Raw genomic sequence first — 12,635 nt, forward strand, 5'->3', positions numbered from 1 at the left:
GAATAACGTTATAATAATACTATTAGTGTACCAAAAAATGGGAGGTAAAGCGCGTGACAAAGACGATAAGAGAGATGCAACATGAAGTAGATGCTTTTATTGGACAATTTGAAGAAGGCTATTTTTCGCCACTTGCGATGATGGCAAGAATGACAGAGGAAACTGGTGAACTTGCGCGTGAAATCAACCATTACTACGGCGAAAAGCCGAAAAAATCATCAGAAGGCGAGAAAACGATTCAAGAGGAACTGGGCGATTGTCTTTTCGTACTAACGTGTATGGCGAATTCGTTACATATTGATTTGGAAGAAGCGCATGACACAGTGATGCAAAAATTTGCGACACGCGACATAAATCGCTGGACGAAAAAGGAGGAAGAAAAATGATACGAGTAGCAGTATCTGGTTATAAAGGTAGAATGGGACATGAGGTCGTAAAAACGGTGTTACGAGAAAGCGACTTGGAACTTGTTGGTGTGTTAGATAAAGATCCAGTAGAAAAAAATATAAATGAATTAGCGGAATTTAGTGAACTAAATGTGCCGGTATTTGGTGATTTAGGACAACTCCTTACCGAAGTGAAGCCAGAAGCTGTTGTGGACTTTACGATGCCAAGTGTGGCGTATTCTAATACGAAAAAAATTATTGAGCACGGGGTACGCGCGATTGTTGGCACAACTGGATTTTCGCCCGAGCAAATCGAAGAACTGACAAAGCTTGCTGCGGATAAAAAAATCGGCAGTTTGATTGCCCCTAATTTTGCTGTTGGTGCTGTTTTGATGATGCAATTTGCTGAAAAAGCGGCGGCGTATTTTCCAAATGTCGAAATTATCGAGCTCCACCATGATAAAAAGTTAGATGCCCCGAGCGGAACCGCGGTAAAAACGGCGGAAATGATTTCCAAAACACGTGAAAAGATTAAACAAGGCGCGATTGGGGAAGAAGAAACTATTCAAGGTGCTCGCGGTGCCGATTATGAAGGCATGCGCATTCATAGTGTTCGCTTACCGGGACTCGTCGCCCATCAAGAAGTTATTTTTGGTTCAGAAGGGCAAGGGCTGACCATTCGGCACGACTCTTATGACCGTATTTCCTTCATGTCAGGCGTTGCGCTTGCTATCCGTAAAACAGCCGAATTCGATACGCTCATTTACGGACTTGAAAATATTTTATGATGGAAGTGAAAAAAATGAATATTGCCCTGATTGCTCACGATGAAAAAAAGGAACAAATTATTGAACTTGCGCTAAGCTACAAAAATTATTTGAAGCCGCACACGCTTTTTGCAACTGGCACGACTGGAAAGCGAATCATCGAAGAAGTAGGGCTTGATGTCCATCGTTTTAAATCCGGACCGCACGGTGGTGACCAGCAAATTGGTGCGAAAATATCGGAAAATCAGATGGACTTAGTCATTTTTTTACGTGACCCATTAACAGCACAGCCGCACGAGCCAGATGTGACGGCGCTAATCAGACTTTGTGATGTATATGCGATTCCACTTGCGACGAACATCGGGACAGCGGAAGTACTGCTTCGCGGACTTTCAAAAGGCTTTTTAGATTGGCGGAAACTACGACGTGACGACACGTTTTAAGAAACGAGAGAGAGCGATGAATCAACTATTTAAACAAGCCATTCCAGTTTTAGAAAAATTAGAAGCGGCAGGATATGAGGCGTATTTTGTCGGTGGTTCAGTGCGTGATACGCTCCTAGACCGCGAAATAGATGATATTGACATTGCCACAAGCGCTTTCCCGGAAGAAGTGAAATTGCTTTTTCCGGCTACATATGACACCGGCATCGAACACGGGACGATTACGGTTCGCTATGAAACGGAATATTATGAAGTGACAACGTTTCGTACAGACGGGAAATACGAGGACTTCAGACGCCCGACAGACGTTACGTTCGTGCGTTCGCTAGAAGAGGATTTACTGCGTCGTGATTTTACGATGAATGCCATTGCGATGGATAAAAACGGGGTGTACCATGACCCATTTCACGGGCGCGATGCGATTCGCATGAAAATGATTTGTGCGGTAGGTGATGCAAAAACGCGCTTCCACGAGGACGCTCTCCGAATGATGCGCGCAGTTCGCTTCGTCAGCCAACTTGGTTTTGCGCTTGAAGCTGAAACGAAAGCGGCGCTCATTTCGGAAGTGGGCCTTCTAACGCATACTGCTACGGAACGGAAAGCTGTGGAGTGGGTTAAATTGATGCGCGGGGCTTTTCGGAAAGACGCCCTCCAAGTCGTGCTGCAAGCTAACATGGAAAACTATTTGCCGCAACTTGCTGGCAGAAAATCGGAACTTGCCGAGCTTTGCGCGTTTCATTTTACGGATAATCCGACAGAAGAGGAAATTTGGCTCGCGCTGCTCCTTGCTGTTCGGCCGAATGAGGCGGTTTCATTTTTGAAAGCTTGGAAGTTGCCAACAAAGCGCATTCAGCTCGTAACGGCTGCGTATGTACTCATTCTAGATGATGTTTCTTGGAATCCGCTAACTGTATTTCAAGCTGGGTCTACTTTAGTCGATTTAGTTGAAGCGGGACGCGCGTTTTATTCAGGAGAGAAAAAAGTGGCTGATGCACTTGAAATTTACGAAAAGTTGCCGATTAAATCTCGGCGGGAGCTTGCGATTTCGGGAACGGAACTAATGGAAATGTTCGGCAAACCGGGCGGCTTATGGCTTCGGGAATTGCTTTTAAAGATTGAGCGGGCGGTTGTTTTTCGGGAAGTGGAAAATGAAGAGGAAGCGATTCGGAGGTGGTTACGACGTGGCTAATCAAAATCGAGAGAAATTGCTCGCGCTTTTTGCGAAGCGTCAAGGTGAGTTTTTATCGGGTCAGCAAATTGCAGATTTACTTGGTTTATCGCGCACGGCGGTATGGAAACATATGGAAAGTCTGCGAAATGAAGGTTTTGAAATTGAAGCGGTTCGAAATAAAGGTTATCGCCTAGTTAAAAATAGCGATTCCTTTTCAAAAGACAGCATTTTAATTGGCTTGCATACGAAATTTATGGGGCAAAAACTGTATTTTTACGATGAAGTCGATTCGACGCAATTTGTGGCGCATCAAAAAATTAGCGAGGGTGCTACGAGTGGCACGGTTGTGGTTAGCGAGTTGCAAACAAGCGGCAAAGGTCGCCTAGCGCGCGTCTGGGATTCGCAAAGCGGCAAAGGTATTTGGATGAGTGTCATTTTAAAGCCGCAAATTGCGATGCAAAAAGTGCCACAGTTTACGTTCATCGCTTCGCTCGCGGTGGCAACAGCGATAGAGGAAATCACGAAACTCGAACCGCAAATTAAATGGCCAAACGATATTTACATTGGCCGACAAAAAGTGTGTGGTGTTTTAACGGAAATGCGCGCTGAAGCGGCTTCTGTTGAGGCGGTCATCATCGGCATCGGCATCAATGTCAATCAAATGACGTTCCCAGTGGAGATTCAAGAAAAGGCGACTTCGCTTGCGCTCCAGGCGGGGCATGCTATTTCGCGCACGGCGCTCATTCAAGAAATTTTAAAACAGCTTGAAAAATATTACCAGCTGTTCATGGCGGAAGGATTCCGTCCGATTAAGCTACTTTGGGAAGACAAGGCGATTCCTTTTGGGGAAAAAATTACGGTTTCAACGATGCAAGGACAACTGGCTGGCTTTGCCGAAGGAATTTCAGATGACGGTGTTTTACTCGTTCGTGACGAATCAAACGTACTGCACCAAATTTATTCAGCGGATATTGATTTCAACTCCTAAAATTGTTTTTCTGCTACGGAAAATTAGAAAATCAAGCCGAATGGTTTGGTGAAATTGAATTTTGTGGGGCTAGACCCTTTAGAAAATGCTAAACTTAGCATTTTCTTTTTTTACAGAGATTGTGTAAAATGAAAATGAATTAGGAGGTTGGACATGAAAAAAATCATGCTGTTTGTTGGTGTTTGTGTGTTAGGGTTGGTTCTTTCGGCTTGTTCGCAAACGGAAGAAAAAAAAGCGGTGGAAAAGGAAAAGACGGAAAAAACAAGTGAAGCTGCGAAAGCTTTTTTAACGACAATTGGAACGAGCGAATTTGCGGATAAAAAAGATGGCTTTGTTTATGTAGGACGCCCGTCTTGTGTGGATTGCCAAGCTTTTCAACCGATTTTAAAAGAAGTACTTCAAGAGGAAAATTGGCCGGAGAAAATGGCTTATTATAATACAGATGCGGCAAGTAAAGAAAATCGTGACAAAATGATGGACTTGCTGAAAGGAATGGATATTGATTCTGTGCCTACAATGGTTTATTTGAAAGATGGCAAAGTGGCATCTAAATTTTTAGGGAACGATAGTAAGGCCGATTTAAAAACATGGCTGGAGAAAAATATGTAAAAAAACCGCAAGGCTCTTAAATTTGCCTGCCCTAGCCTCGATTTAGGCGAGGGCTTTTTTAAGTAAGTGTACTTTATAGCGATGTACAAATATGCTAAACTAACAGAGGAAGCAAAGACAATGATCGTATTCGGATGAAACGATACCGTAAAGCTTCTTTTTCAACTTAATTTTTGCCGTGATTCATTTATGAACATGGACGAAAGGATGCGTTAAAATGAAAACTCCAATTGATTTTTTGAACATGAAGCAAAAGCAAGAAAAAATAACGATGCTGACTGCTTATGATTACCCTTCTGCCAAAAATGCGGAAGCCGCTGAAATCGACATGATTTTAGTTGGTGACTCGCTTGGCATGACGGTGTTAGGTTACGATTCAACAATTCCAGTGACGCTCTCGGATATGATTCACCATACAAAAGCGGTGAAGCGTGGGGCGAAAAATACATTTGTTGTGACCGATATGCCGTTTATGACGTACCACGGGACAGAAAGCGAAACGGTAGAACGCGCGCGGACACTCATTCAAGAAAGTGGTGCAAATGCGGTGAAACTGGAAGGTGCTGGTGATGTTGTGCGACATATTGCGGCACTGACGACGGCTGGGGCACCTGTTGTCGCGCATCTTGGTTTGACGCCTCAGGCTATTGGGCTTACAGGAAGCTACAAAGTCCGTGCAAAATCGCAAGAAGAGGCTAAGAAATTGTTAGACGATGCTAAAAAGATAGAGGCAGCAGGTGCTATTGCGCTCGTTTTAGAGGCGATTCCCAAACAGCTTGCTGAGCAAGTGACGAAAAATATAAGTATCCCAACAATTGGGATTGGCGCAGGTGCTGGAACTGATGGGCAAGTACTGGTCTATCATGATGTCATCGGGTATGGTATTTCGCGGCGCGCTAAATTTGTGAAGGCTTATGCGGAAGTTGATGAGCTGATTGAAAAGGCACTTACTACTTATGTGCAAGATGTCAAAACGCAAGCTTTTCCAGAAGAGAGCCATAGCTTTACGATGAATGAAGAAGAGCTAAAAGGCTTATACGGGGGAAAATAAGATGAAAATTGTACGCACAAAAACGGAACTCCGCGAAACGCTTCGTGCGGTGGACTCGAAATCGGTTGGCTTCGTTCCAACGATGGGTTATTTACATGTTGGTCATCTTACGCTCGTTCGGGAAGCAAGGCGAGAAAATGAAGTGGTTGTGATGAGCATTTTTGTGAATCCGACGCAATTTGGGCCGAATGAAGATTTAGATACCTATCCGCGTGATGAAAAACGCGATATTGAACTGGCAGAAGGAGCCCACGTGGATATTCTCTTTTTGCCGAGTGTCGCGGAAATGTATCCGGTGGAATTATCAACGGCGCTGCATGTTACAAAGCGTGTTGATGTGCTTGACGGGGCGAAACGGCCGGGTCATTTTGATGGCGTCGTTACTGTATTGCTCAAACTATTCCATCTTGTTGGCCCCGACCGTGCTTATTTTGGGCAAAAAGATGCCCAGCAAGTTGCGGTTGTGGAAGGACTTGTTCGTGATTATTTTCTACCGATTACCATTCGGCGTGTAGCGACAGTGCGCGAACAAGATGGCCTTGCGAAAAGCAGTCGAAATGTCAATTTATCCACCGCTGAACGAAATGAGGCGCCGATCATTCATCAAGCCCTTTTAGCTGGGAAGAAACGCATTTTGGAAGGCGTAAACGATGAGGCTGTCATTTTAGCCGAGGTACGAGCGGTTCTTGGAAATGTGGCACAGAAAGTGGACGACTTGGCGCTCTACGAATATCCTGATTTTACTGCGGTGTCTGATTTCTCAAATTCGCTTATTTTAGCCATAGCAGTGCAGTATGAAAAGGCGCGTTTAATTGATAACGAAATTATAAAGCGAGGTGAGTATGATGCTTAGAACGATGATGCATGCGAAAATTCACCGCGCGACGGTTACGGAAGCGAATTTAAATTATGTGGGGAGCATTACGATTGATGCGGCGCTTTTAGAGGCGACGGGCTTACTGCCAAACGAAAAAGTACAGATTGTGAACAATAATAACGGTGCGCGTTTAGAGACCTACATTATTGCGGGTGAAAAAAATAGTGGTGTAATTTGTTTAAACGGGGCGGCAGCTAGGCTTGTGTCACCCGGGGATATCGTTATTATTATGGGCTATGGCTTGTTTGAAACGAACGATGCCAAAACGATGACGCCGAAAGTGATTGTGTTAGATGAAAACAATCAAATTGTAGAACGACTTTACGAAGAAAAAGCGAATACAACGTTGTAAAAAAACAAGTGGAACTGGTTTTAGGAAGGTGAATCATATGGGACGAAAGTTAAAAAAATATGTAGTGGTCGATTTAGAAACGACAGGAAATCAGGCATCAAGAGATGACCGAATCATTCAATTTGCTGCCACGCTAGTGGAAGGAAAACAAATTGTAGAGACTTTTTCAACCTATATCAATCCTTTAAAGCCAGTTCCGCCTTTTATTCAGGAATTGACGGGGATTACGCCAGATGATTTATCTGATGCGCCGCTGTTTGAAGATGTGGCGGATACGATTTTGGCGCTTCTGGATGATACGATTTTTGTGGCGCATAATGTGAATTTTGATTGGACTTTTTTGCAAAAGGAAATGCGCCGTGCGGGTAAGCCGTTTAGTAAAATGAAGTTGCTTGATACGGTGGAAATGGCGCGTATTTTATATCCGTCTGTCGATAGTTATAAATTGCAGGATTTAGCTGATGAGTTTGGTTTTATTCATGAAAATCCACATAAAGCCGATAGTGATGCTTTGGTAACAGCGGAATTGTTTCTTCAGTGCGTGGAGAAGTTGGAGAGTTTACCGGTTTCGGTGATTCGGAAGATGACGACGATTGCCCAGCCGTTAAAAACGCATTTGCCGGAACTTTTCTTTGAGATTGAGATGAAAAAAGACCGCCAAGCTGAGCCGCTTCCTGAAAAATGGCTGGAACATCGTGGTTTAGTTTTGCGTAAAAAAAATATTCGTAAGCCGATTTATCGTACAGAAGATAAATTGGATTTTCCAAAAAGTGAGGAAGAAAAACTTGCGTTATTTAAACGTGCGGGCGCCCCTTTATATGCGAGAAGTGGTCAATTTGAGATGATGAACTTGGCGTTTCAAGCGATGCAAACAGGGCGCCATGCGCTTATTGAAGCAGGAACTGGGATTGGAAAATCATTAGGTTATTTTTTGCCGTCAATTTATTTTGCGAAACAAAAAGAGTTGCCTGTTATTATTAGTACATATACCAACCTTTTGCAAGCCCAACTTTATGAAAAAGATGTCCCGCTTGTGTCAAAATTAACTGGATTTGATGTGCAAGCTTCGCTGTTAAAAGGGAGAGATCATTATTTAAATTTGTTTAAATTTGAGCAATTGCTTCATGAAAGCGATCCGCAGTACGATGTTGTCGTGACGAAATTAAAACTGCTCGTTTGGCTTACGGAAACAGAAACGGGTGACATTGATGAAGTCAATTTATCGAGTGGTGGCGAGCTGTTTTGGAACAGAATGAAGCATACTGGTTGGTACCTTTCTGAAACGAAAGATCCGTGGATTGCTTTTGATTTTTACAAATTTAGTTTGGAGCAGGCGCGCCATGCCGACCTAGTCATTGTGAATCATGCTTTACTTCTTTCCGATCACTTCAACGGGAAAAAATTATTGCCAGCATATTCTTTCGCAGTTATTGATGAGGCGCATCATTTTGCGGAGAGCGCTCGCATGCAGAAGAGCTTTTACTTGTCTTACCGAAAAGTGAAGTATTTCTTGAATCAACTTGGAACGCTCGAAAAATATTCACTTCTTAGTCGCTTAGAAATGGTCTTTCCAGCAGAAGAGAGTTTGTTTGATTTAGACATCGCCCAGTTGAAACTGACAGAAGCAACAGATATTTTATTTAGTTTGTTACATGCGGAACTATTAAATAGTCGCGGTGCTAAAAAAGAACTCGTTTTAATTGAAAATGAACAAAAAATTCATTTTGATGACACATTAAAATATGCGGCTGAAAATGTTCTCGTACTGTTCCGTGAAGTGGAACGGAATATCGAAACGCTTCTAAAAAAAGGGAAGCAAGAAGAAACGGACTTAAAAGAAGCGGAAACGGCTTTTGTTGAGGAAGTGTATTCTTTCTTACTTGATTGGAAAACAATGCGGGAGGATTTTGCTTGTTTACTAAATGAGAATCAGCCTGTCATGACGATTTCTCTTGAGGCGGACAAAAACGGGGCGTTGCCGAGTTTGCGTATTGTTGGTACGCTTATGGAGGTGGAGAGGGCGCTTCAAGAGGACTTTTTTGAACAAAAAGAAAGCGTCATTTTGACGTCTGCCACGCTTTCTGTCAATCATGATTTTTCTTACATAAAAAAAGCACTTGGTCTTGAGGAAAGTGACTTGTTAGAGGCGAAAATTCCATCGCCGTTCCAGTACGAGGAAAATGCGCGGATTTTGATTCCGCAAGATATGCCGCAAATTAAAGGGACGCCTGTTTCGGATTATGCGAAGGCGCTGGCTGATTATTTGAGTGATGTGGCGCTTTGTACGGACGGTCGCATGCTTGTTTTATTCACGGCAACCGAGATGTTGCGCGAAACGCTACGCTTCATGAAGGGGAAAGAGGTACTTGCGGAATATATGATTCTCGCACAAGGCGTGTCTGCGGGGAGTCCTGCCCGGCTAACGAAACAATTTCAACTGTTTGAAAAAGCAATTCTGCTTGGGACGACGAGCTTTTGGGAGGGGATTGATATTCCGGGCGAAGATTTATCTTGTCTGGCTATTGTGCGCTTACCGTTTGCACCGCTCGAAGATCCATATACGAAAGCTCAAATTGCTCTCCGTAAAGAACGCGGGGAGAACGCCTTTCAAACGTATTCGTTACCGGAAGCCGTATTGCGCTTTAAGCAAGGCTTTGGGCGTTTAATTCGCCGCGAAACGGACCGTGGAATTATTTTAGTGTTCGATAACCGAATTGATACGACGAAATTTGGTCAATCTTTTTTAAACTCTATTCCGAAAGTTCCTACGAAAAAAGGCGATAAAACAGTTCTTTTAAGCGAAATTGCTGACTTTTTTAAGTCAGAATAATAATAAAGCTTCAAAAAAAAGCAGCAAATTGCTATAATAGGAACATATTGAAACTTAGCCATTTTGGCAATTAAAGAATAGAAATGAGCGAATAGATTTGCAAAAACGAAAAAACAGGCGAAAAATCGCCCGATATATTCTCATTCCAGTCAGCATTTTGGTAGTTTTAGGACTCGCTTTCTTTTGGTTTTTGCATAGTGCTGAAAAGCCAATTAAAAAAGATGAGCAAGCGGCGCTAGACCGAATAAGCGGCAGCGTAGATTTGAAATCGCACGATGATTTTTATTTGTACAATGGACCAAAAGAAACGTATTATGTTTTAACCGGGAAAAATAAAGCTGGAAAAGACATTATTGTTTGGGTGCCGAAGAAAAAATCGGGCGAAGTTTTAGTCAAATATGCGTCTGATGGTATAAGCGAACAACAAGCGCGAGATATTGTGCAAAAAGAGAAGAAGCCGCGCAAAATTTTAAACGTAACACTTGGTATGGAAGAAGGCGTCCCAATTTGGGAAGTCAGCTATTTAGATAAAAACGATAATCTTGGTTACTACGACATGTCTTTCAGCGAAGGAGAATGGCTAAGACAAATCGAAAATTTATAAGAGGAGGAGCAAAAAATGGACTTACCTTTGTCTAAACGCGTGCAGGAAGTAGCACCTTCACCGACGCTTTTTATTACGGCAAAAGCGAAAAAAATGAAACAAGATGGTATTGATGTCATTGGCCTCGGCGCAGGAGAACCCGATTTCAACACGCCGGAAAATATCATTCAGGCAGCTTATAAGTCCATGAAAGACGGCTTTACGAAATACACCCCATCAACAGGAATTCCCGAGTTGAAAAAAGCCATCGTTCAGAAATTAGAACGTGACCAAGATGTGCGTTATACAGAAGACCAAATTTTCGTAGGAACGGGAGCGAAACACGTTTTATATTCTGCCTTCCAAACGATTTTAAATCCGGGAGATGAAGTGATTATCCCTGTTCCTTATTGGGTTACTTATCCGGAACAAGTCAAACTTGCCGGCGGCGTGCCTGTTTTTGTTGAAACAGGATTCGATGCCGATTTTAAAATGAATCCAGCTAGTTTTGAACGAGCAATTACGGCGAGAACGAAAGCGGTGCTATTAAATTCGCCAAACAACCCAACTGGCATGTGCTATTCAAAAGCCGAATTAAAGGCGCTTGCAGCTATTGCCGTCAAACACAATTTATGGATTGTATCTGATGAAATCTATGAAAAACTATATTACGGCGACCCGGCGGATGTGGTTTCCGTTGCGAGTCTTAGCCCGGAAATTTATGCGCGCACAATTTTAATTAATGGTGTTTCAAAAGCGTATTCCATGACCGGCTGGCGTATCGGTTATGCTGCGGCAAATGCCGACGTCATTCGGGGCATGGGCAAACTAGCGGATCATATGACGAGTAATCCAACTGCAAATGCGCAGTACGCGGCGATTGAAGCCTATAACGGGAGCCAGGAAGTGCCGGAGAAAATGTATCAGGCGTTTTCGGATCGCATGGCGCGATTTTACCCGCAGTTAGAAGAAATACCCGGCTTTAAACCGAAAAAACCAGATGGTGCTTTTTATTTCTTTATTGACGCGCACGAAGCGGCCGCGCGAAAAGGCTATCCAAGCGTGGATGCGTTTGTGGAAGCTTTGCTGACGGAAGCACTCGTGGCCGTTATTCCGGGATCAGGGTTTGGCATGCCGGATTATATTCGGATTTCCTATGCGACAGATCCAGCGCTGTTCCAAGAAGCAATAAATCGAATCAAAGACTTTATGAATCAATAGGGAGTGTACATGGTGAAAATTACAATTAATCAAGTGAAAGATTATGTAGGACAAGAAGTTACAATTGGTGTTTGGCTCGCAAATAAACGTTCCAGCGGCAAAATTGCCTTTTTACAAATGCGTGATGGAACTGCCTTTATGCAAGGTGTTGTTGTGAAGGCGGAAGTGCCAGAAGACATTTTCACACTGGCGAAAGGCATAACGCAAGAAACGAGTTTTTATGTAACGGGGATCATTCAAGAAGATAGTCGTTCTTCGTTTGGTTATGAAATGACTGTTCAAAATATTGAAGTGATTTCAGAAGCACACGATTATCCGATTACACCGAAAGAACATGGTACGGAATTTTTAATGGACCATCGCCATTTATGGTTGCGTTCCAATAAACAACACGCGATTATGAAAATCAGAAATGAAATTATCCGCGCATCTTACGAGTTTTTCAACAAAGAAGGTTTTATTAAGGTGGATCCGCCAATTTTAACAGGCAGCGCACCGGAAGGCACAACGGAATTGTTCCACACGAAATATTTTGATGAAGATGCTTATTTATCGCAAAGTGGACAACTTTACATGGAAGCAGCCGCAATGGCACTTGGAAAAGTGTTTTCATTTGGTCCAACATTCCGCGCTGAAAAATCCAAGACGCGTCGCCATCTTATCGAGTTTTGGATGATTGAACCAGAAATGGCCTTCTATACGTTAAAAGATAGTCTTGAAGTGCAAGAAAAATATGTCGCATTTCTTGTAAAATCCGTTTTAGACAACTGCGCTATTGAACTTGAACGTCTTGGTCGTGATACAGCCGTTCTTGAAAAAATGACGGCGCCATTCCCGCGGATTACGTATACAGATGCGATTACACTTCTTAAAGAAAAAGGTTTTGATGATATTGAATGGGGCGAAGATTTTGGTGCACCGCATGAAACCGCGATTGCCGACAGCTTTGAAAAACCTGTCTTCATCACGTATTATCCAAAAGGCATCAAACCTTTCTACATGCCAGAAGACCCTGAAAACAGCGAAGTCGTTCTCTGTGCGGATTTAATCGCACCAGAAGGATACGGCGAAATCATCGGTGGTTCCGAGCGTATTCACGATTTAGATTTAATGCTTTCTCGTGTAAAAGAATTCGGTCTAGATGAAGAAGCTTACAGCTGGTATATCGACTTGGCACGTTACGGTTCCGTACCGCATTCTGGTTTTGGACTTGGATTAGAGCGCACAGTAGCTTGGATTTCTGGCACTGAACACGTTCGCGAAACCATCCCATTCCCACGTCTATTGAATCGTTTATATCCATAAAAATAAATGACATGCAAAAATAGCGAAACCTTCTGGGTTTCGCTATTTTTAT

The 12,635-nt window shown here is 43.0% G+C and carries 13 protein-coding genes; all 13 read left to right on the forward strand.

Annotated elements, in window-relative coordinates:
* Window positions 1-53 precede the first annotated feature (53 nt).
* On the forward strand, window positions 54-386 hold the full coding sequence (locus CFS04_RS00085) for a nucleotide pyrophosphohydrolase (RefSeq protein WP_088808567.1): 333 nt from the start codon (window positions 54-56) through the stop codon (window positions 384-386).
* Window positions 386-1,174 (forward strand): 4-hydroxy-tetrahydrodipicolinate reductase, encoded by a 789-nt coding sequence (gene dapB / locus CFS04_RS00090; protein ID WP_088809057.1) that lies wholly within the window; start codon window positions 386-388, stop codon window positions 1,172-1,174. Before CFS04_RS00085 ends, dapB begins: the two co-directional genes overlap by 1 nt.
* Before the next feature lie 14 nt (window positions 1,175-1,188).
* Window positions 1,189-1,596, forward strand: coding sequence for a methylglyoxal synthase (locus CFS04_RS00095; protein ID WP_088808568.1), 408 nt, complete (start codon window positions 1,189-1,191; stop codon window positions 1,594-1,596).
* 16 nt (window positions 1,597-1,612) lie between these two features.
* The gene (locus CFS04_RS00100) at window positions 1,613-2,785 is read left to right on the forward strand and encodes a CCA tRNA nucleotidyltransferase (RefSeq protein WP_088808569.1); all 1,173 of its coding nucleotides are present in this window, start codon (window positions 1,613-1,615) and stop codon (window positions 2,783-2,785) included.
* Window positions 2,778-3,755: a biotin--[acetyl-CoA-carboxylase] ligase gene (locus CFS04_RS00105; protein WP_244169910.1), complete on the forward strand. Its 978-nt coding sequence runs from the start codon at window positions 2,778-2,780 to the stop codon at window positions 3,753-3,755. Before CFS04_RS00100 ends, CFS04_RS00105 begins: the two co-directional genes overlap by 8 nt.
* Before the next feature lie 153 nt (window positions 3,756-3,908).
* Window positions 3,909-4,364, forward strand: coding sequence for a thioredoxin family protein (locus CFS04_RS00110; RefSeq protein ID WP_088808571.1), 456 nt, complete (start codon window positions 3,909-3,911; stop codon window positions 4,362-4,364).
* A gap of 217 nt (window positions 4,365-4,581) precedes the next feature.
* Complete coding sequence (gene panB / locus CFS04_RS00115; protein WP_088808572.1) at window positions 4,582-5,415, forward strand: 3-methyl-2-oxobutanoate hydroxymethyltransferase; 834 nt, start codon at window positions 4,582-4,584, stop codon at window positions 5,413-5,415.
* Window position 5,416: 1 nt separating this feature from the next.
* On the forward strand, window positions 5,417-6,268 hold the full coding sequence (gene panC, locus CFS04_RS00120; protein ID WP_088808573.1) for a pantoate--beta-alanine ligase: 852 nt from the start codon (window positions 5,417-5,419) through the stop codon (window positions 6,266-6,268).
* On the forward strand, window positions 6,261-6,644 hold the full coding sequence (panD, locus tag CFS04_RS00125; protein ID WP_088808574.1) for an aspartate 1-decarboxylase: 384 nt from the start codon (window positions 6,261-6,263) through the stop codon (window positions 6,642-6,644). Before panC ends, panD begins: the two co-directional genes overlap by 8 nt.
* Window positions 6,645-6,681: 37 nt before the next feature.
* Window positions 6,682-9,474 (forward strand): ATP-dependent DNA helicase DinG, encoded by a 2,793-nt coding sequence (gene dinG / locus CFS04_RS00130; protein ID WP_088808575.1) that lies wholly within the window; start codon window positions 6,682-6,684, stop codon window positions 9,472-9,474.
* Window positions 9,475-9,571: 97 nt separating this feature from the next.
* Complete coding sequence (locus CFS04_RS00135) at window positions 9,572-10,078, forward strand: DUF5590 domain-containing protein (RefSeq protein WP_088808576.1); 507 nt, start codon at window positions 9,572-9,574, stop codon at window positions 10,076-10,078.
* Between the two features lie 15 nt (window positions 10,079-10,093).
* Window positions 10,094-11,278 (forward strand): pyridoxal phosphate-dependent aminotransferase, encoded by a 1,185-nt coding sequence (locus tag CFS04_RS00140; RefSeq protein ID WP_088808577.1) that lies wholly within the window; start codon window positions 10,094-10,096, stop codon window positions 11,276-11,278.
* 12 nt (window positions 11,279-11,290) lie between these two features.
* Complete coding sequence (gene asnS, locus CFS04_RS00145) at window positions 11,291-12,583, forward strand: asparagine--tRNA ligase (protein WP_088809058.1); 1,293 nt, start codon at window positions 11,291-11,293, stop codon at window positions 12,581-12,583.
* Window positions 12,584-12,635 lie beyond the last annotated feature (52 nt).

This window comes from Listeria sp. ILCC796, from assembly GCF_900186175.1.
GTDB classification, from domain to species: domain Bacteria; phylum Bacillota; class Bacilli; order Lactobacillales; family Listeriaceae; genus Listeria; species Listeria goaensis.